This is a genomic window from Pseudomonas ogarae, from assembly GCF_014268695.2.
GTDB lineage: Bacteria > Pseudomonadota > Gammaproteobacteria > Pseudomonadales > Pseudomonadaceae > Aquipseudomonas > Aquipseudomonas kilonensis.
The window spans coordinates 3,160,829-3,182,093 of the sequence record NZ_CP077086.1 but is presented as its reverse complement, the minus strand read 5'-3'; the positions used below and the strand labels follow the sequence as shown (position 1 = coordinate 3,182,093).

17 protein-coding genes are annotated in these 21,265 nt (G+C 61.7%); 14 read left to right on the top strand and 3 right to left on the bottom strand.

Going from position 1 to position 21,265, the window contains the following annotated elements; genetic code table 11:
- Positions 1 to 46 precede the first annotated feature (46 nt).
- Positions 47 to 952 (bottom strand): transcriptional regulator GcvA, encoded by a 906-nt coding sequence (locus HU749_RS13825; RefSeq protein WP_052719928.1) that lies wholly within the window; start codon positions 950 to 952, stop codon positions 47 to 49.
- A 112-nt stretch (positions 953 to 1,064) separates the two neighbouring features.
- On the opposite strand from HU749_RS13825, the gene gstA reads away from it, so the two are divergent.
- Positions 1,065 to 1,664, top strand: a complete 600-nt coding sequence (gene gstA / locus HU749_RS13820) for a glutathione transferase GstA (protein WP_186650787.1) — start codon at positions 1,065 to 1,067, stop codon at positions 1,662 to 1,664.
- 190 nt (positions 1,665 to 1,854) lie between these two features.
- Here the strand turns inward: gstA and HU749_RS13815 are convergent, their stop codons facing one another.
- Both HU749_RS13815 and HU749_RS13810 read right to left on the bottom strand, forming a co-directional pair.
- A complete protein-coding gene (locus tag HU749_RS13815) occupies positions 1,855 to 2,802 on the bottom strand; it encodes an ABC transporter substrate-binding protein (protein WP_186650789.1) in 948 nt (315 codons plus the stop codon).
- 356 nt (positions 2,803 to 3,158) lie between these two features.
- Positions 3,159 to 4,115, bottom strand: coding sequence for a threonine dehydratase (locus HU749_RS13810; RefSeq protein WP_079301844.1), 957 nt, complete (start codon positions 4,113 to 4,115; stop codon positions 3,159 to 3,161).
- 92 nt (positions 4,116 to 4,207) lie between these two features.
- On the opposite strand from HU749_RS13810, the gene HU749_RS13805 reads away from it, so the two are divergent.
- From HU749_RS13805 to HU749_RS13745, 13 genes are all read left to right on the top strand, one after another.
- Entirely contained in the window at positions 4,208 to 5,023 is an 816-nt protein-coding gene (locus HU749_RS13805; protein ID WP_186650792.1) for a helix-turn-helix transcriptional regulator, read from the top strand.
- A 243-nt stretch (positions 5,024 to 5,266) separates the two neighbouring features.
- Entirely contained in the window at positions 5,267 to 7,141 is a 1,875-nt protein-coding gene (locus HU749_RS13800; RefSeq protein ID WP_186650793.1) for a 3-dehydroquinate synthase, read from the top strand.
- Entirely contained in the window at positions 7,138 to 8,028 is an 891-nt protein-coding gene (locus HU749_RS13795; protein ID WP_186650795.1) for a UbiA family prenyltransferase, read from the top strand. The genes HU749_RS13800 and HU749_RS13795 overlap by 4 nt, the downstream gene beginning before the upstream one ends.
- Complete coding sequence (locus tag HU749_RS13790; protein WP_186650797.1) at positions 8,025 to 8,798, top strand: EboA domain-containing protein; 774 nt, start codon at positions 8,025 to 8,027, stop codon at positions 8,796 to 8,798. Before HU749_RS13795 ends, HU749_RS13790 begins: the two co-directional genes overlap by 4 nt.
- Positions 8,799 to 8,837: 39 nt before the next feature.
- Entirely contained in the window at positions 8,838 to 9,722 is an 885-nt protein-coding gene (locus HU749_RS13785) for a TatD family hydrolase (RefSeq protein WP_018603866.1), read from the top strand.
- Positions 9,719 to 10,948: a metabolite traffic protein EboE gene (eboE, locus tag HU749_RS13780; RefSeq protein ID WP_095962888.1), complete on the top strand. Its 1,230-nt coding sequence runs from the start codon at positions 9,719 to 9,721 to the stop codon at positions 10,946 to 10,948. The genes HU749_RS13785 and eboE overlap by 4 nt, the downstream gene beginning before the upstream one ends.
- Positions 10,938 to 12,383, top strand: a complete 1,446-nt coding sequence (locus HU749_RS13775) for an alkaline phosphatase family protein (protein ID WP_186650799.1) — start codon at positions 10,938 to 10,940, stop codon at positions 12,381 to 12,383. Before eboE ends, HU749_RS13775 begins: the two co-directional genes overlap by 11 nt.
- A complete protein-coding gene (locus HU749_RS13770; RefSeq protein WP_186650802.1) occupies positions 12,362 to 13,504 on the top strand; it encodes a hypothetical protein in 1,143 nt (380 codons plus the stop codon). Before HU749_RS13775 ends, HU749_RS13770 begins: the two co-directional genes overlap by 22 nt.
- A 10-nt stretch (positions 13,505 to 13,514) precedes the next feature.
- Complete coding sequence (locus HU749_RS13765; RefSeq protein WP_186650804.1) at positions 13,515 to 15,902, top strand: hypothetical protein; 2,388 nt, start codon at positions 13,515 to 13,517, stop codon at positions 15,900 to 15,902.
- A gap of 183 nt (positions 15,903 to 16,085) precedes the next feature.
- Positions 16,086 to 17,006, top strand: coding sequence for a hypothetical protein (locus HU749_RS13760; RefSeq protein WP_053187788.1), 921 nt, complete (start codon positions 16,086 to 16,088; stop codon positions 17,004 to 17,006).
- Between the two features lie 19 nt (positions 17,007 to 17,025).
- Positions 17,026 to 18,330 (top strand): hypothetical protein, encoded by a 1,305-nt coding sequence (locus HU749_RS13755; protein ID WP_186650806.1) that lies wholly within the window; start codon positions 17,026 to 17,028, stop codon positions 18,328 to 18,330.
- A 3-nt stretch (positions 18,331 to 18,333) separates the two neighbouring features.
- Entirely contained in the window at positions 18,334 to 20,151 is a 1,818-nt protein-coding gene (locus tag HU749_RS13750; protein WP_079301834.1) for a hypothetical protein, read from the top strand.
- A 32-nt stretch (positions 20,152 to 20,183) separates the two neighbouring features.
- On the top strand, positions 20,184 to 21,239 hold the full coding sequence (locus HU749_RS13745) for a hypothetical protein (RefSeq protein ID WP_095962893.1): 1,056 nt from the start codon (positions 20,184 to 20,186) through the stop codon (positions 21,237 to 21,239).
- Positions 21,240 to 21,265: the final 26 nt, after the last annotated feature.

Here is a 21,265-nt window from a genome sequence, read left to right as displayed (position 1 = left end):
CTATTCATATCGGCTCGCTGGCTGGAGGCTGAACAGTACGGCGTAATTATGTTTTGGCGCCAAAACCCACCGAATCCATCAACCAGGTTCTAAAGGCCTGCACTTTTGGGGTGTCGGCTGTTTCGTGCGGGCTCACGAAATAAAATCCGAGGTCAGATTTCAAGCGCAGATCGAAGGGGGCAACCAAACGCCCCGCCTTCAGGTCATCCTCGACATAGGTTGAACGCCCGATGCACACCCCCAGACCGTCAACGGCGGCCTGAACAGCCATCATGGCCAGGTCGAATGTCAGCCGGCTGCCTTCGGCCAGTTTTTTCGGTTGGCCGGCGGCACTCAACCAGGCACTCCAATCGTCGCGGGTCACCCCACTGACCTGCAACAAGGTGTGCCGGGCCAGATCGCGCGGATTCTCCAAGGCTGTCGGACCTTGCAGCAGCCTGGGGCTGCACACCGGAAATATCTCATCGGCCATCAGCCAGTCGGCCCGCAAGCCCTTCCAGTCCCCGGAACCGTAACGAATGGCCGCATCGACGCCGCCCTTACGAAAATCCACCCGTTCGGTGGAGGCCGTAACGCGAACGTCAATGTTGGGAAACGCCTGCTGGAAGGACGCCAGTCGCGGCAACAACCATTTGGAGGCAAAGGAAACCAGGGTACTGATCGTCAAGACGCTGTTATTGCGGCTCTCCAGCAACGTCTGCGTGCAATAGCGCAACTCATGGAACGCCGCGCGAACGCCTGGAAAATAGGCATGGCCTTCGTCTGTCAGGACCAGGCCGTCCTTGAGGCGCAAGAACAGGCGCACGCCCAGCTCTTCTTCGAGCCGGCGAATTTGATGGCTGATGGCTGTTTGAGTGACGTTCAGCTCTAGCGCAGCTTTAGTAAAACTCATGTTCCGAGCGGCCGACTCGAATGCTTTCAGGCCATTTAGGGAAGGGATTCTTGTGGCCATGGGGTTTGGCTTGCTCATGAGATTTTGTCATACGCTAGCACTGAAGATGTCCTTTGAAAATGCTCCGGCCCTCGCGGATTCTGGCGGCACGTCCCCCGACCTTGAGGAAACCATGAAACTGTACTTCGCCCCCATGACCTGCTCATTGTCCCCGCACATCGTGCTGCGGGAATTGGGCCTGCCCTTTGAATTGATCCGGGTCGACAACCAGACCAAGCGAACCGCCGACGGGCTCGATTTCCTGACCATCAACCCCAAGGGCTACGTGGCAGCCTTGGTGCTGGATAACGGGGATGTCCTGACCGAGGGGCCCGCCATCATCCAGTACCTGGCCGACCTGGTTCCCGCAAACACGCTGGCGCCGGCCAATGGCAGCTGGGAGCGGGTTCGCCTGCAGGAATGGTTGAACTTCATCACCTCGGAGATTCACAGCGGATGTGCGCCGCTGTTCAACGCCGATATTGCAGAGCCGACCAAGGCCATCTTCAGGACAAAACTGTTCAGGCGCCTGGATTACCTCAGCCAGGCCCTTGAACAACAGGATTACCTGATGGGCACCTTTGGCCTGGCCGACGGCTATTTGTTTACCGTCCTGAACTGGCTGCCGTTGTTCAATATCCAGATCGAGGACTGGCCGACGCTGGCGGCGTTCATGGCGCGAATAGCCGCACGCCCCAGCGTCCGGGCGGCCATGGCTGCGGAGGCGATCTGACCCACCGCTATCGCGAGCAAGCTCGCTCCCACAGGGGATCCAGGGTGTAGCTCGAATTTCATGATCACCCCGGAAAACTGTGGGAGCGAGCTTGCTCGCGATGGCGGCGGCACATTCAACATCCTTACAAGCTGACCCACCGCTATCGCGAGCAGGCCGCTCCCACAAAGGCCTGCGGACGGGGCTCAGTTTATTCGCTCAAGGCCTGGGTGAAGGATCTGTCGATAATCCCCGCAGTGGCCAGCGGTGCCGGCAGCGCCTTGACCTTGAACAGGAAGTCCGCCGTGCTTTGCAGGTCGGCGGCAGCCTGTTGGTCCACCGGGCCGACGCTCATGTGTGCCTGGCGCAACCAATGACGCGAGACGCTCTGGTCGAGGTTGGCCTTTTTCGCCCACAGGTCCGCGTACTGGTCGGTGTGGTTGTCGACCCAGGCGCGGGCTTGTTTCACACGCCCGAGGAAGTCGGCGATGGCTTCGCGCTTACTGTCGATGGCCGGCGTCGAAGCGGCAATGGCGCTGAGGCCGGGCATGAGGTTTTTCGCCGTCAGGATCGGCCGGGCACCGGAGAACAGGATCTGTTGCGAGATGTAGGGCTCCCACACCGGAAACGCATCGATGCTGCCCTGGGGCAAGGCCGCCGCCGCGTCGATCGGCATCAGCTTGATGAATGCCACATGGTTCTCCGGCAGGCCAGCCTGTTCCAGGGCGCGCAAGGTCAGTTGCTGGCTCCAGGCGCCCGGCCAATAGGCGACCTTCTTGCCCTTGAGGTCGGCGATGGTCTTGACCGGTGAGTCCTTGGGCACCAGCAGCGCGATAGTGTCCGGGTTCTGTCGCGAGACACCGATCAATTTCACCGGTGCCTGTTTGGCAGCCAGGAACAGAAAACCCGAATCACCGAGAAAACCCAGGTCCAGGTCGCCGGTACTCAGCGCCTCGGCCAAGGGCGCTGCGGCCTGGAAGTGTTTCCAGTCGACTTGGTAAGGTGCGCCCTCAAGCACACCCGAAGCCTCCACCGAAGCCCGTACGTTGTAATAGTTCTGGTCACCGACGTGCAGTACCAACGGCTCGCTGGCCTGGGCCAAAGGGGCGGCGAACAATGTGCTGAGGAACAGACGGCGCAGGGATCGGGCGAACTTCATGAAGACATTCCTGAGTGAATTTCATAGAACATAACGCCCCTGGAATTCACATTAGAAATTCTTTTAACGCATAAGCTCATAGTCACAAGCCGCCAGTGTCCTGGGCGCAACAGGGCTGCAACAGACTGTTGGCTGGGCAACATCTCCCTGAAGCTTTCACTTTGTGGCAGCGCCCGCAGACCGCCCTTTCGCCGGCTATGACACAGAGCCTGCAATAACGATGGATATTGGGCTTACAGGCCTCATCGCGAGCAAGCTCGCTCCCACATTCAATCTCCATTGAATAAAAAATTCATATCCGGCAAAGAACCACTGTGGGAGCGAGCTTGCTCGCAATGACGGCGGCGAGCCCAACCTCAGCCAATCAGATTCGCATACACCGGCCGGTCGATATTCCCACCGGACAGAATCACCGCCACCCTTTTCCCCCGCATCGTTTCACGCTCCTGCATCAGCGCTGCCAAGGCGGCAGCGCCGGCACCTTCGGCGAGGTTGTGGGTGTCGGTGTAATACGCCCGCATGGCCCCGGCAATTTCAGCGTCGCTGACCGCTACGATTCGCGCCGCCGCGGCCCCGTAGATGGCAAAGGCCTCGGGAACGGGTCTGCGCACGGCCAGGCCGTCGGCAAAGGTATTCGCCGAATCGGTCTCGCATAGCCTGCCCGTTTCAAACGACAACTTTGCCGCGATGGCCTCGGTGGACACCACGCCCACCACGTGGGTCTTCAGGCCCAAGGCATCGCGGGCGGCGATGACCGCGCAGATCCCCGAGCCACAGCCTATCGGCACATAGACGGTGTCCAGGTCCGGCACCGCGTTGAACAGCTCAAGCCCATAGGTCGCCACGCCCTTGACCAACTCGGGATGGAACGGCGGCACCAGGAAGAGGCCATGCGCTTGGGCCAGGCGCGCGGCCTCTTCACGGGCCTCATCGAAATCGCGGCCATATTCGACCACCTCACCGCCAAAACCGCGCATGGCGTTGTTCTTCTCCACCGAGTTGCCTTGCGGCACGACGATCAACGCTTTCAAACCCAATGCGCTGGCTGCCAGCGCCAGGCTCTGGCCATGGTTGCCGCGAGTTGCCGTGACGATGCCTTTTGCCTCTGGGTGCTCGCGCTTGAGCCAGCGCACGAAGGTCAGGCCGCCGCGTACCTTGAAGGCCCCCGTCGGGGTGTGATTCTCGTGCTTGACCCACACCGTGCAACCCAGCCGTTCAGCCAACAAGGGCCAGGCGTACTGGGCGGTGGCGGGCATGACTTCGTATAAGTGGCGGGCAGCTTGTTCGATATCGTCGCGAGTCAGTGTGTGCATGATGGGCCTCCGGGTTTTGCCCAGTCTAATCAGGGCACCACCGGCGGGCTTTCAGAAAACTGACCTGACTTTCTGGCCCTCTCTTCACTACTATGCTGGTCATGTACCCTCGAAACCGCCAACAGCCGCCTCAGTCCGAACCGGTCCGTCGTATCGAGGCTGGGCCGTGGGCGATCGAATTGCTGCCCGGCTGCGCCTACGCCACCCGCTATGTCGCGACCCAGTCGGCGATCGGCTTCGCCTTCGACAGCCAGCGCGGCCTGCACGCCATCGGCAGCGACCGCGTGCAGCCCTTCGAAGCGATCCCCAACGGCCTGGCTTTCGTCCCCGCCGAATGCGACGTGTTCTCCGAATCCCCCAGGGGCGGTGAATACCTGCGGGTCGTGCGCACCGACGGCATGGCGTTGCCGGGGGAACAGGCGTTCAACAACCGTATGGACCCGCAGGCCATCACCCTCGCCCTGAGAATGCGCAGCGCATTGCTGCGTGCCACCGCAGAGGATGACTGGGAAGCCTGGACGCTCGGATTGGCTGAACGGGTGAAGGCGCACAAGACGTTTTCGGCTCCCGTACAAGGGTCCATCACCGGCGGGCGAATGCGCCTGCTCGACGAGTTCATCGACGCCGGTCTCGACGGTCCGCTGGGGGTCAAGGAAATGGCCGGCCTGCTTGGCTTGTCCGAAGGGTATTTCATGCGGGCATTCAAGAATGCCACCGGCAAAAGCCCACACAGCTACCTGATCGACCGGCGCCTGGCCAAGGCACGGGCGCTGATGCGCGATTCAACCGCCCGCCTGACTGATATCGCCCACACCTGCGGCTTCAACTCCCAGGCGCACATGACCACGCTGTTCAAGCAACGCCTTGGCGTCAGTCCGGCGCAGTTACGCGGGTATTCGAGGCCCTGAGCGAACTGGACAAGCGGCTGATGCGGGTCATCTGAGGTCCGAAGTGGCACCCCAAATCAAATTGCCATCAGATGGCCTTGCAAAAACACCCGGGCCGTCTAGATTCAAACCTGTCTCCAACCACATCAGCAACCACACCTGACAGCCCTTCGGGCGAGAGCGTCTATTGGCCTAAAACACACACTTGGCGTTGCTTTCAATTACTGACACGGAATCAGTCAATAACAACAAGAGGGATGCTTGATGAAGCATGGCCGTGGGTATCGTTTGCTCTCGCAAAAAGGAGCAGCCGGACATTTCTGGCTGTCGTTGGTTTGCTTTTCAGCCCTGGTGATCGCCAGCTTCCTGCTGTTCGAACAACAGATCCAGGACTTCCTGACCCATCTCAACCTGTACCAACCCTCGACGCCCGCGCAGAAACTCTACCTGGCGTTGTTGCTGGTCGCCCTGCTGGCGCTGGACGTGGTGCTGCCGGTGCCGTCGAGCATGGTGGCGTTGCTGGCCGTGGCCATGCTCGGCAGCGTGGGGGGTTACCTGGCGATTTTCGTCGGTCTGTGCCTGGGCGCCGGGCTGGGCTATGCCCTGGGAGCCGGCTATTTGCGTCTGTTGTCCGGTCGCCTCGGCCTGCATCAGCGCCAGCCAGGGCAACTGGCGTACCGGTTGGGCACACTGTCGTTGATCTGCCTGCGCGGCGTACCGGTGCTGGCGGAAACCTCGGTCGTTGCCGCCGGTATGCAACGCTACCCACTGCGCGCGTTCATCCTGGTCACCACCCTGGCCAATGCTGGCCTGGCATTGGCCTACAGCGCCATTGGCACCTTTCTCGTCGAGCAGAACGCGCTGTTGGTGACCCTGCTCGCCAGCATGGTATTGCCCGGGCTGTTCATCGCCGGGTACAGCCTGTTCAAGAGCCTTCGCCGCAGCGACGCGGAGCAACCGTTGCACGGGCGCTTCAAGGTCAGCTACGACTACCCGGTGGTGTTCACCGATCATGTGTTCGATCCGCTCAATCCCTGCCTGCACCGCCAGCTCATGGCCGGCCACAGGGGCCCGGTCACGGTATTGATATTCGCCGATGAACAACTGCTGCACAGCGCCCCGCACCTGCTGGAACAGATCAACGCCTACTTCGCCAGCCATTTTCCAGACCTGCACCTGCAGGCGCCGCCGATCGCGGTCCCGGCCGGCGAGTCGAGCAAGGATTCGCAGGTGTTGCAGCGGCTGTACACCGACATGCTGAAACATGGCTTGGACCGGCATTGCCATGTGCTGGCCCTCGGTGGCGGCGCGGTGCTGGATGCGGTGGGCTACGCCTGCGCCACCTTCCACCGCGGCATTCGCCTGATTCGCATCCCCAGCACCGTGCTCGCCCAGAACGACGCCGGTATCGGTGTGAAAAACGGCATCAACGCCTTCGGCCAGAAAAACCTGCTGGGCGCCTTCTATCCCGCCACCGCGGTCATCAATGACTTTCAATTGCTGACCAGCCTGACCCGGCGCGACCAGATCGCCGGGCTGGCCGAGGCGGTCAAGGTCGCGCTGATCAAGGACCAGGCGTTTTTCCAGTGGATGGAGCAACAGGCCGACGCCCTCGCCCACTTCGAACATGGGGCCAGCCGCTATGCGATCCGCCGCTGCGCCGAATTGCACCTGGCGCACATCACCGGTGCTGGCGACCCCTTCGAACGCGGTAACGGGCGGCCCTTGGACTACGGGCACTGGGCCGCCCACAAACTGGAAAATCTCAGTCAGCACCGACTGCGCCATGGTGAAGCCGTCGCAGTGGGCATGGCCCTGGATGGGCTTTATGCCAATGCCCTGGGGTTGTTGAGCGACAGCGACACCGAACGGGTGCTGAACTTGCTGCTCAGGCTCGGCTTCTGCCTGAACCCGCCGGAGCTGACCTTTAAAGATGCACTGGGCCGCTCGCAGGTTTTGCTGGGGCTGGAGGAGTTCCGCCAGCATCTGGGTGGGCAACTCTCCATCCCCATGCTCAGCCGGATCGGCGAGTCGGTGGACTTGCATGAAATCGATACCGCGCGAATGGAGCAGGCGCTGCAGCGGCTGTCCACCCAGGTCGAGCTTGCGCTGCCCCTGAACGAGCGCTGTGCGCAATGAACCAGACGGCGCCGAACCTCAAGACCTGGCTGACCCTCGGCCGTGTGTCCAACCTGCCCACGGTATGGACCAACACCTTGGCCGCCGCCCTGCTCGCCAGCAGCGCCGGGGCCCTGGCGCCGCCGTCTTCCCTGGTGTGGCTCCTGCTGCTGGCGGCACTGTCGCTGCTGTACCTGGCCGGCATGCTGTTGAACGACCTATTGGACGCCGACTGGGACCAGCAACACCACAACCCCCGCCCCATTACCCTGGGCCTGGTCAGCCGCCAGCAAGTGCGGCTGGCCACCGCGTTGTTGCTGCTGCTGGCCGCGGCCTCGCTGCTGGGCCTGAGCCGGCTGATCGAGCAGCCGCACTGGCTACTGGGCAGCGCCGTCCTGTTGGTAGGCTGCATTCTCGGCTACAACCTGCTGCACAAGAAATACGCCCACAGCGTATGGCTGATGGGTGCCTGCCGCTCGGCGCTCTACCTCACCGCAGCGGCCAGTCTGGCGCTGCCACCAGGACCGATCTGGCTCTGCGCCATTTTGCTCGGTGTCTACATCAGCGGCCTGACCTACCTGGCTCGCCAGGAACACCGCAACCAACTGATCAGCCGCCTCCCCCTGCTCCTGATGCTGAGCCCACTGGCCTTGGCGATCTATGCAGGCAGCGCCTGGTTTTGGCCGGTGCTGCTGTTATGGCTTGGCTGGTTGGGCTGGCATTACTGGCACAACCTGGCCAACCCTCGGCAACGGCAGGTCCGCGCCTTTATCGGCGCTGGCCTGGCAGCCCTGCCGCTGTTCGATGCCCTGGTGCTGGCCGTGGCTAACCAGCCCTTGGGCAGCCTGTTATGTGTCCTGGTGTTTTTCCTGCTTCCTCATTTCCAACGCTGGATCAAGCCCACATGAACACGGACGTTACTGCACCGGCATCGGCGGCCCTCGACATGCGCCACGACTGCCTGAACGAACAACGGCAAAATTTCATTCGTCAGCTCGAAGAAACCGAGCGGCAATGGTGGCGTCAGGCACAGGAGCACCTTGCCCAACACCCGGACGCCAATACCTCGGCGCTCTTGAGCAGCCAGTGCAAGCGCCACCTCAAGGAGCGAGCACTGCCCGATATCATCGGCTGGAGTAACGTCCAAATGGCGCGGGCGTTGCTGCTGGCCCAGGTGCTGGAGCAGCAGCCCGCCGCAGGGCAAGTCGCCCTGCTGCACCAATTGTTCCAGTGGGGCGACGACCAGGAAAAAGTCGCCACCTTGAAGGCCCTCGATTGGCTCGATAGCCGCGGGGCGTGCGTGGAGCTTGCACGCCAGGCCGGGCGCACCAGCAACAGCCAGGTGTTCGCCGCCCTCGCCCTGGACACCGCCTACCCGTCGCGTCACTACAACGAACAGGCCTTCAACCAACTGGTGTTGAAAGCGCTGGGCATGGGCCTAGATGTACGACGCCTGATCGGCCTGGCGCAACGACACAGCGTCACCCTCAACCAGTTGGCCCTCGACCTGCTGGACGAACAACTCGCCGCCGAACGCACGGTGTCCGCCGGACTGCCCCATGTCATTGCCTTCGCCCTGCTGAGCCCGGCGCAACGTCAGCGCCTGGCCGGCCTGGGTCAGCAACGACGCTTGCCGGCGCAATGGCACGAGCACCTGGGCGGCGTTTCGCCGAACTGATGCCCCACCGTCCCCCGCTTTTTTTGACGAGGATTCACCATGCTCAAGTACTTTGACCCGCATATCCACATGGTCAGCCGCACCACCGATGATTACCAGAACATGGCGGCCGCCGGCATCACCGGGGTGATCGAGCCGGCTTTCTGGCAAGGCCAGGCCAGGACCAGCGTTGGCAGCTTCATCGACTACTTCGACACGTTGTTGGGCTGGGAGCGTTTTCGCGCCAGCATGTTTGGCATCCATCACTTCTGCACCATTGGCCTGAACCCCAAGGAGGCCAATGATCTGTCGGTGGCCAACGAGGTGCTGGAGATTCTGCCGCGCTACCTGGTGAAAGACGGCGTGGTGGCGGTGGGTGAAATCGGTTACGACGACATCACCCCGGAAGAGGATCGCTTTCTCGCCGCGCAATTGGAGCTGGCCAAGCAATTCAATCTGCCGGTGCTGGTGCACACCCCGCACCGCGACAAGATTGGTGGCACCAAACGCACGCTCGCCGTCATCCGCGAGGTCGGCATCGCCGAACACCTGGTGATCATTGACCACCTCAACGAACTGACCCTGCCCCTGGTGCTGGACAGCGACTGCTGGCGCGGCCACTCCATCTACCCCAACACCAAGATGTCGGAACAGCGCATGGTCGCGCTGCTGCAGCAGTACGGCACGGAAAAAATGGTGGTCAACAGCGCCGCCGACTGGGGCATCAGCGACCCGCTCAAGGTGCCCAAGACCGGCCAGGCAATGCTGGCTGCCGGCTTCAGTGAAGCCCAGGTCGAACAAGTACTGTTCCACAACCCGGTGGACTTTTTTGCCCAGAGCGGCCAGTTGGACAAAGCCCTGGTCAGCACGCCCCTGCCCATCGATCAGCGACGGCAGTGGCAGGACAACTCCGCCCTGCGCGGCCAGGAACCGGTGATCAAATGAGTGCCCGCACGGGTTGGACGGCCAGGCAGATCGGCTATTGCAGCAACGTTCACCCGACCCATGACCTGGGCGGGCTGCGCGCATCCATCGAACGGCATTTCCAGACCGTACGCACACTGCGCGGGCTCGACACGCAGGACAGTGGATTGTGGATCAGCGCCCTCGCCGCCGCCGAACTCCAACACGCGCCGACCCGTGCGGATTTCCTCGACCTGCTGCAACGCAGCGGGCTACGCCTGACCTCACTCAATGGGTTTCCCTACGGCCAATTTCACCAAGGCGCGGTGAAAGCCGACGTCTACCTGCCCAGCTGGGCCGATCCGCAGCGGCTGGCGTACAGCCTGGACCTGGCTCGGCTTCTTGCCCAGGCCCTGCCCGCGGACTGTGCCCAGGGGGTGATCTCCAGCGTGCCGCTGGGCTATGCCGCCCACTGGAGCCCGACGCTACAGCAACGTGCCGAGCAACAACTGCGCGAGCTCACCGCCGGGCTGGCCCGGTTGCAACGGGAGACGGGCAAGAAGATCGTGGTCTGCCTGGAGATGGAGCCCGATTGCGTGCTGGAAAACACCGACCAGGCCATCGCCTTCTTCCGCCACTGGCAAGCCACGGACCCGCACCATGAACACCTGGCGCTGTGCTTTGACGTTTGCCACCAGGCCGTGATGTTCGAAGACTGCTATCAATCACTGGACCGATTGCGTCAGGCCCGGGTCCCCATCGGCAAGATCCAGTTATCCAATGCACTGATTTGTCGCCTGCCTGAGGACGAGCACCGGCGCGAACAGGTGCTCAAGACATTGAGCGGTTTTGCCGAACCCACCTACCTGCATCAAGTGAAGGCCCGCGCTGGGCAGGACCGGTTATCGGCCTGGGCCGACCTCCCCGCGGCCCTGGATGATTATGAGCAGAACCGCGCCTCTCATCCCGAACTGAGGATTCACTTCCACATTCCGCTGTTCAGCGAGCACCTGCTGCTGCCCGAACTCAGCGGCAGCCAGCTTGCCCTGTCGCAGACGTTCGATTTTTTGGCCGACCATGGGGATTTTCGCCCCGTACTGGAAGTGGAAACCTACAGCTGGGGCGTCCTGCCCAGTCAGCTACGCCCCACGACCGAGCACGCCCAACTCCAGGGCATCGCGGCGGAGTTGCATTGGGTCGAGGATCAGTTGCAGCAGCGCCGCTTGCTGCAACCTCAAGCGCTGGAGGCCCATGCCCATGCGCTCTGATCCTGCGCGCCAGCCGCTGCTGCTGATCAACGTGGTCGGCCTGACGCCCGCGCTGCTGGGTGCCGCGACGCCCCGCGTCAATGCCCTGTTGAAAACGGCCAAGATGGCCACGCTGCAACCGGTGTTCCCGGCGGTCACCTCAACCGTGCAGGCCTCGATCCTCACCGGACAGCCACCGTCGGCGCATGGCATCGTCGGCAACGGCTGGTATTTTCGCGATCAGGCCGAAGTGCGTTTCTGGCTGCAACCCAATGCACTGATCCAGGGAGAAAAGGTCTGGCAGACACTCAAGCGTCAGTACCCCGGGTTTCGCTGCAGCCAGTTGTTCTGGTGGTACAACATGTATGCCGACGTGGACGCCGCCATTACCCCACGGCCGCATTACCCGGCTGATGGTCGCAAGATGTTCGGCCTGTATTCGGCGCCGGCCTCGTTGCATGAGCGTATCGAACAGCAGATTGGCGAGTTTCCTTTTCCGAGCTTCTGGGGACCTGCGGCCGGCATCGCCTCGAGCCGCTGGATCGTCGATTGCGCCATCGCCGAATTCCAGCTCAACCGCCCCGACCTGCAATTGATCTACTTGCCCCACCTCGACTACAGCCTGCAACGCCTGGGGCCCGATCATCCGTCGATTGCCGACGAGGTACGCGCCATCGACAGTGAAGTCGGGCGTCTGCTGGACTTTGCCCAAGCGCAAGGCGCGGCGGTGATGCTGCTGTCCGAATACGGGATCGAAGCCGTCACCCAATCCGTTTCCATCAACCGGTTGTTACGTGCCGAGGGCTTGTTGCAGGTACGCCAATCGCTGACCTGGGAATTGCTTGATCCCGGTGCCAGTGCAGCGTTTGCCGTGGCCGATCATCAGGTCGCGCACATCTACGTGAAGCAAGCGCGCGACATCCCACGCGTCAAGGCGCTGTTGCAACGCCAGGCCGGCATCGAGCAGGTACTGGATAAAACCGAACAACAGGCCTGGCAACTGGATCATCCCCGCAGCGGCGAGCTGGTGGCCGTGGCCGCCGCCGGTTACTGGTTCGATTACTACTACTGGTTCGACGAGCGCAAGGCTCCCGACTTTGCCCGCACCGTGGACATCCATCGCAAGCCAGGCTACGACCCACTCGAGCTGTTCATCGACCCGGCCATTCGCTTCCCGAAATTGAAAGTGGCGCGTCGCCTGCTCCAGAAAAAGCTCGGCTTTCGCTACTACATGGACCTGATTCCGCTGGACACCCGCCTGGTCCGCGGCAGCCACGGCCGGCTGCCCGCGAGCGAGAAGACCGGCCCGCTGCTCATCACCAATTGTGATCTGTCGTTGCCACAGCACCTTGCGGCCACGGCGGTGAAGCAACTGCTCCTGGAACACTTCCAGGGGCGCCCTCATGCCGATACGGCGAATGCCAAGGAGCTTCCATGCGGCGAGCCATTTCCATAACCGTTCTCAGTGCCCTGGCCGGTTTGGCACAGGCACAGAACACCAACAACTTCGACTGCAGCAACTTCCTGCAGTTTGGAGCCGACATCAACCAGACTCGGACCGCGTTTGCCCAGAGTCCCGAGACCATGGCCTGGAACTGGTTCGTCTGCTTGAACCAACCCAGCACCGCGCAAAGCAGCAATCTGGTGTGGGAGATGATGAAGCCCTCGGACCAGGTCTACCTGCCCAACGGCGCTCCACCGGGCGCCTATGACAGCTCCGCGCCGCTCCCGGCCGCGGTGGTGACGCAAGCCAAGGCACAAGGCATGGACCTGTCCCGATCCTTCCATAACATCAATGCCACCCAGCAGGTCGATGGCCTGATCCTGCAAATGGGCGGTGCCGTGCCCGACACCCAACAGGGCAACCCCGTACGCTTTCAGCTACTGATGGGCAAGGACACGTTCGATTACATCGTGCAGAAGCAGGTCTACAACGTGAATGGCCAGGCCGCCCTGGCCAACGACCTGAAGTTCCCCCCCACCGCCTGGGAGTTGAAAGCCGCATGGCTGTGGATCGGCACAGACACGACCTACCGACAAACCCTGGTGAACGACGGCTACTACATTGCCCAGGCCTACTACCAGCAGGACGACGGTACTTACCAGGTCGGCTATGTGGCTTTGAGCGGTCTGCATGTGGTCAACAAACTGAATGCCGACTGGGTCTGGACCACCTTCGAAAACATCAACAACAGCAAATACACCGTCACCAATGCCGCCCCGCCTGCGCCGATGACCAACACCACGGGGCCGACTCCGGCCGCCAAGCCGGTGAATGCCAGCTTCCAGGCCAATAACCGGAACCTGTCGAAGTACGAATTGATCGGGGTCGAGTTCCAACCCATCACCCAGGTACTGGCCAACTCGCAACTGGAGTCGGCGTTCCAGAACACCTCGTCCTGCCTGGCCTGCCACAGCACTGCCGCTTACTCGAACGACGACGGCTACTTCAATTTCGCCCTGAACCAAGGGGGCGGCATTGTTTACCCGACAGCCCCGCTGCCAGCCTCAGACTTCGATGGCTACAAAAAACTGGACTTTGTCTGGTCGCTGAAACGCGCCCAGTGGCAACGCTAAGGAGCATGACATGAGCGTATTGAATTTCCCCCGTATCTACCTCAACGGCCATATGTTCTGGAACCCACCAACGGCCAACAACAACGACGTGTATCCGCTGTATGACGCGGTCAACGCTGACATCAACTGGCCGTTCATGAGCCACTTCGACATCAACGCCAAGAACGCCCCCACCCAGTTGATGCCCTGGGCCATCAAGCCCCTGACAATGGCAGAGCTGCCGGCCTATATGCTGCAGGTACCGACCAATGCCAACCCGGATAACTACCCGTACATGCCCGCCGAATGGGATCTGTTTGGCGACAATGCCTGCGGCACGGTGAGCTACAAAGGTACTCGCTCAACGATCATTGGCGGCGAGCTGCAGGCCGACACCTACATCACCGAGGATGCGCTGGTTGGCCGGGACTACCAATTGCTCGGCAATCCTTTTGGCAGCAACGCCCCGACAGCCGCGCGTTTCGTGGACGTCAGTCCGTGGCAGAACACCTTCACCGCGTTGTATTTCGACAAGCTGATGCTGGGGGATGCCACGTGTGGCCTGACCCTCAATCGCCAGCATCGGATGATGGATCGATTCCTGAATTTCAATTGGGCCAGCACCTTCCATGGCCTGGTGTATGTCACCACCACCTGGCAGTCCTGCTTTCCCCAGGAGAACCTGGAATGGGTCATCGGCGATTCGGCGCTGCTGAGTAACCTCCAGCAGCAGATGAAGTTGCAAGGGGCAAAGGGCCTGATGTTCAGGTTCTCCACCTACCTGACCTGCTACGACAGGAACGGTGTTTTCAACGACTTCCCGTACGTCAACACCCGTTCCAATGCCCCCTCGGACACGGATCGTCTACAAGCGATGTATCAGAAGGGTCTGGACAACGTCTCCGGCATTTTCTTCAACCCCGCCTACAGCCGCACCGCCGCGACCCTGGGCCTCTGGTTCGCCGATGAATACCCCACCGCCCCTGCCGGCCGGCGCCTGGTGCCCGCGCAGGCCGTATCGGTTGTTCAACCAAGTGGGACTCCCCAAAACGCCACACTGGGCGTGACTTCGGTGCAGATTACCGGCAACACCCTGTCGCTGGATCTGGCCAACACGTTCCCGTTCTATCCGGTAGAGCCCAATGCCCCCATCCTGACCGCCGAAAAATTCCAGGCCGGCGACTATCAACTGGGTGTACGCGAAGGTGATCAATTCACGCCGGTCGTGGACTTCGGTTTCGACCGGTATAACCAGGCAGCCTTCGACAAACGCTCCGGCCTGCAGGACTTCCCCCTCAGCGGCGACGACCTGACGAAACTACAGTCCGGTCATCCACTGGAGCTGCGACTCAAGGCCACGGCCGCCCCGACACCGGTGATCGCCGCCACCCAGCAAACCTGGACCGCCGAAGTGGTGGAGAGCGGCAGTTTCATTGACGTGGGTGACCATAAGACGCTGACCATCATGGTGCAGAAAAATGGTCAGCCGGCCGCCAATACCACGCTGTGGGTGGCGGAATATGGCAACCCCTACATGGTGACCACCAGCGACTACTACCTGGCCTCCAGCAACGCGGCCAATTTCACGCTGTTCTTCGACCACCCAGACCACCCCAACCAGAACAAGGCCAATCTGCCGAATTTCAATAACGCACCGCCCGTACAAAACTATCTGGCCAAAGGCAGCGGCCGCCGACTGACCGCGCTGCAGAATACGGATCTGCCCAGTGGAGACCCGATCGGTTATCAGCAATTCCTGCAGGGCGACGGCAAACCGGTCACGATCGACTTGCACCCTTGCCTGGCATTCGATGCCGGCGTCTACGCCACCGGAACCCTGATCGACGACGTCCACGCCACTCCGGTGGATTACTCTTATGTCACCACCACTACCGACGCCAACGGCATCGCCCAGGTGAGCTTCAGGGCTGTCGCCCCGGGCTTCCCGACCTTGCGTTTTTTCGTCAAGGACGGCGACAGCGATCCGGTCATTCCCTTCAGCTTTCCCCTGCCCCAGGCCTACATCGACTTCCTCACGCCGCTCCGTGTCCTGCCCTTGGACCTGCAGCTGCAACAGGACTTCATCAACTACTGGAACACCGTCTACAAGGATCAGAACGCCGCGACGCAGCTGTGGGAGGGTTTCCTCTACCCACGCATCCTGCAGACCTTCTATTACCTGTACCCCATCATGAACAAGTACATGCCGCTCAACTCCCAGGCGCGCGTCGAAGGCGCCATCGACCAGTTGATTGTGCTGATCAGCAAGCCCTACCAGGAGGAAAGCACGCTCTCGATGCCTATCACCCGTGACATGTCCCAGAGCCGCCGCGCGGTATTGGAGCTGTGGGCCAAGAAACTGGTGAAGCGCAACTATCCGCCACAACAACTCAAGATGAGCGATTACGACAACCTCTGACCGTAACGCTGTTCACCCAAGGAGGATAAAGCACTGTGGGAGCGAGCTTGTGTGGGAGCTGAGCTTGCTCGCGATGAAGGCACCTCGGTCTTTCGAATGACCGCGTTATCGTTCATCGCGAGCAAGCTTTGCTCCCACAGGCTCGCACCCAGTGTCACTCGGTACTTTTCAAAGGAATGACCTATGAAAACCAGTATCTTGAACCGGTTATTGCTGTTGATCCTGCTGTTCAGCCCGCCTCTGTTCGCCCAGGACAGCGGTGCCGTGTACTTCACCATGGGCGTGCACAACACCGAGGGCTGCAACGAACAGAACGGCAACTGCATCGCCAAACGCCTCCCAGGCGAGCCTTCCGATCCGTTTTTCCCGGCATTCTGGATCAGCGACTGGACCATGTACCGGGTGATGCACAACTACGAAAAAAACCCGCCGCCCTACAGCAATCCGCCCTCCACCCTGACCCCGGCGGACTACACCGTCTCCCGAGGGACCAGCTACTACGACACGGCCTATATCCCGGCCGATGGCGACGGTTTCGGTGCGATGATGGAGCACTATGAGAAGTACTGCCTGCCGATCTTCCCGATCAAGAACAACAACTACACCTGCTCCTTCGTGTCCCTGGGCAACAAGGCCTACTTCCTGACCTACCCGCAGGATCGCCCCAAGGACATGCCCGCCTGCTGCATGTTTTCGCCGATGAATCATCCGCCGCGGCAAGACTTCATCCAGCACCTGCCCTACAGCGCCGAGCGCAGCCAAAACCTCGATGCCAGCGTGCAGGCCTACGCGCTGGACCTACAATCGCCGCAGGGGCCGATCCTGTTCGGCTATGCCTTCTACAAAAAGATGTCGGGACAACCGCCCTACCGGCCGCCCCAGTCGTTCTTTTTCTCCGGTGACACCAGCGTCGCCAATGCCCCTATCGTCAGCCAGAACTACACCAACTTCCGCATCGCCAAACCGGACCCGGCCCAGACCTGGGCGCAGGTGGCCGCGATGTGCCCGGCGAATCCACCGCCGTGCCAACTGTTCGAGCCACCGGCTTCACAGGGCAACGGGCAAAAGGCGCAGTGGAACAAGCTCATGCAGCGCAAACCCTGACCAATGACGAAGGATCGCCATGAACACTCCACTCCGTTTCACCCTGGTACTACTGGGCTTGGCCAACCTTCCAGCCCAGGCCTTGGAGCAATCCCAGGAGCAAGCCTTGCGACAGGCGCAGGCCACCAGCCTGAATTGCCAGCCCCCCAGCACCGCGCCGGCAGCCAACGCCAGCCAGGATCTGTTCGATCAATACAGCTGGCAGTTGTTCATCGCCATGAACTGGCCCGCCCAGGCGGGCCAACGCGGTGATCCCGACTGCAGCAAACAGCCGGGGGACCCCGGCTACACGGTCTGGCAGACCTACAAGACCGTGGAAGAAACCTTCCTGCCACTGGGGGCCGATCCAGGGCCCTGGAACACCCCACAGCTTGCCAAGAGCCTGGGCATCATCAACATCGCCGCCCTGAAGAACAGCTCCCAGGTGAATGCCGTCGACCAGGCCGTCGGCGGCTGGCTGATCGACCAGGCCGGCAATCCGACCTACTACGACATCTCGGCCAACGAGACCTCCTACAACTACATCGTCGCCAACCAGTTCTATAACGCCGATGTGGTTTCCAGAGCCAACAACATCAACTTTCCCTATGGAGTCATCGAGGTCAAATCGAGTTGGCGCATCCTCACCACGAATGACAACGCCAGTCGCTACCTGACCATGCTCGCGCGCGTGGCCACGTTCGACGACCAAGGCCAGCGCACCGGCGTCACCGAGGCCTACCTGGGGCTGGTGGGCCTGCACGTCATCACCAAGGTGAACGGCTATCCGCAGTGGATCTGGTCGACTTTCGAGCAGATCGACAACGTTGCGCCCAAAGCACTGGTGAACGGTGTCTGGGTCGACCAGCCGGCAGCCGGCACGGCCTATTCCTACTTCAACCCCAGCGCGCCGGCAGCCACCCTCAACCAGTCGCCCTGCGATTGGCAGACCCAGGGCGCACACCTGGTCTGCGTGCCCAAACCCGGTACCACGTTCCAGACCCCTAACCCGTTGAATCGGTTCACGCCGATCGCCGAAATCACTAACGAGGTCAACGCCCGTTACCGCAGCGACCCGGACCTGCAACGCAGCGTGTTGAAGTACTACCAACTCATCACCACCCAGCGCCCGCTGATGCCGGACAACCCCAGCAACCCACTGGGCCAACCAACGCCCGCCCTTTCGGCCAACGTGACCATGGAAAGCTACATCCAGCCCAACAGCAGTTGCATGAACTGCCACTCCATGGCGACACCGGTCAAGAGTCCCTACAAATCCGACTACTCCTACCTGTTCAAATTCGCCAATTCACCTGTCGGCAAAAACATCAAGGACGAGGAATAACTCATGAGCATCCTGAACGGACCACGGCTGAACTTCTGGGGCGGCATCCGCACCGACGTCAGCCTGCCGAACAACTCCCCGACCATTCCTTACGATGGCAACGATGACTGGCCACTCTTCGACCTGACTACCTCGATCCTGGCACCGGGCGCCGAGACCTACTCCGACGACCAGTTGAACAACATGATCAATGCCCCCTCCGGCGACTACTACACCGCCGGTGGCTGGAATCACTACGGGCAGCATGTCGTCGATATGCAGAACGCCCTGATCAGCTCCCAGGGCATCCCCGGCAGCATCAACACCACCGGCGACCTGGTGGGCCAGGCCGTCTATTTGCTCGGCTCGGTGGACCCGGTGACCGGCCAGGGGCCTGTTTCCGGCCCGATGATGGTGGACCTGGACCCCACCGCCTCGACGACCACCCAAATCTTCGTCGGCGGCCTGCAAATCGGTGGCAACGACAACATCCAACTGCTGATCCGCAGCAACACCGTGTGCAGCAGTTTCGACGTGGCGGGACGTGTGCTGCTGCCGAAAAAAATGGACGCGCCGGGCTCTTTCCACGCCAGCGGCACCTTTCAACTGACCTTTCCCTTGAGCAGCATTGTCAGTTGGAACCAGAACAGCAGCGGCCTGCGCTCGATCATCCAGGCACCCGGGGCGACGGGCATCGTCCTGCGTTTCGTCATGTTCGAAATGTGCCCGACGATGACCACCGAACAACTGGACGCCGACTACGCCGCCGGCAAGTACACGCCCAACCCGAGCATCGGCCGGGTCATCGGCACACTGGCCCCGGCCTTCGCCGACGAGCCGCTGAACTGCCAGCCGGGCCGGCAACTGGTCAACCAGAGTACCGGGAATGCCGGCTATGCCGACCTGGGCGACACCGGTTACCTGAGCATCGACATGGTGAACGTCATTCCGAAGGAAACCTTCCGGACCGTCAGGGACGACATCACCAGCCCGATCGGCCCCAACGCCGATTACGGGACCGTGACCATCAGCGCCGGCTCCACCACCCTGACGACCCTGGAGCCGACCAGCCGCTTTTTATTCGACTACTACGTGTATGGCGGCATCGTCGACCTGCCCCTGACCGCCGACCAGCTACAGGCAGTACGCACCTCTGCCTTGGCGATCAACGCACCGGGCAAGGTCGCCGGAACCACGTTGCAAGCCACTGAGTCGACCTATCGGATCTATGCCGACCAGCGCAACGTCTACTTGGAGGACTACCCCAACGGTCTGTCGATCACCTTGCAGGTCAGGTACCTGGGTGGGGCGGTCCCCAGCCCCACCGAAATCGGCCTGAAGGCAATCCCGGCAGCGGATCCTCCCACGTACAAAGAACCGCAGTACTGGGACTTCCTCGACTACCCTGACTCGCTGACGGTCAGCGCCGGCCAGCTTTCAGCCAGCTTCCCCGTCACCGTCAAACCGGGCAGCGCCGCCCAGGCCGGCTTCGTCGCCCTGACCTGCACGGCCAACGGCCTCGACAGCAGCGCTTACTTCACCAACTTTCGCAAGTACGCCCAGACCGACTTCGGCATTCCCCAGGGCACCACGATCACCTGGCCGCTGATGTACCCCAACGTGCTGCGCTTTCACTACCTGGCGTTCCCCGCCATGTCGCGCTATATCCCGCTGAATCAGCCCGATGCAATCAAGGGCGCCAAGAACCCTATCCTCGCCCGCACCTCGGACGCCTACAAAGGCACCACGTTGTTCATGCCGGTGGTGCGCTCGATGTCACCCTGCCAACGGGCGTTGCTGCGGGCCTATCTCACCGGTGAACCGTGGCAACCGCCGCAATGACCGTATCCCCTGCTCATTCACGGAGAGAGCCTATGCCCGTTCCCCTTCAGATCCCCGCACACCCCGGGGAAAGCCTGCGCCCCAGCACCTTTGTCGCCGAGGACCTGCTGAACCCTCGCGGCCTCTGCCTGCAAGCCGACGGCAGCCTGCTGCTCACCGAAGCAGGTTCGGGATTGCCCGACCAACCCTTCAGCGGCCGTATCAGTCGACTGCGACCGGATCCGCAGCGGCCCGGCGCCTACCTGCCCCGCGAAACCCTGGCGCAAGGGTTTCGCGCCATGAACATGCAGGCGCGCATGCTGCGTGATGAAATCATGGGGGTATCGGACATCGCCTGCGGTGACGGACGCTGCCTGGTCAGCCAGACCGATTACGTCGCCGGTTCCAAACTGCTGGACCTGCAATTCACACCGCCCGAACCGGTCTTTCATAGCCGTGGCAACCTGAATGCGCTGTGCTACCACCCGACCCGCGGCAGTTGGCTGGCCGTCAAGCCCGATACCAATCAGTTGGTGGAGTTCGTCACAGGCCAGGAAGAGCGCGTGCTGGTCCAACTGCCCGAACTGGATCAAGGCCAGGAAGCCGTTCCCGTGACCCTGGTGTACGAACCGGCGACAGACGCCGTGCTGATCAGCCTGTTCTCGGGCGAACTGCACGGCGACCCGAGCCGCAAGGGCATCGACTTTGCCGAGAAGGCGGGCCAGGTGATCCGGGTCTGGCCCGCCAGTGCCAGGATCGACATCCTGATTCGCGGCCTGCAACTGCCCACCGGGCTGGCGCTGCGTCCCAACGGCCAGCTGCTGGTGCTGGAACTCTGCGAGTGCCTGCAACAACCGCTACCCCCCGACTGGAACGGCGAACCCCTGCATGGCGGCTTTACCCGGTTCAGTGGGCGGCTGCTGAGCTGCGACTTGCAAACAGCCCAGGTCACCGTGCTCGCCCGCGACCTCGATACCCCATCCAACCTGTGCCTGTTACCCGACGCGGTACTGGTCAGCGAAGGCATGGGGCTGGTCGGGCGGCCACTGCCTACGTCAGATGAAGGCGTGGCACCGTTAAGTGGCAGACTTCGTCGGGTGCAACTCTGAACAAACGCTCGAGGCCGCAGGCAAAA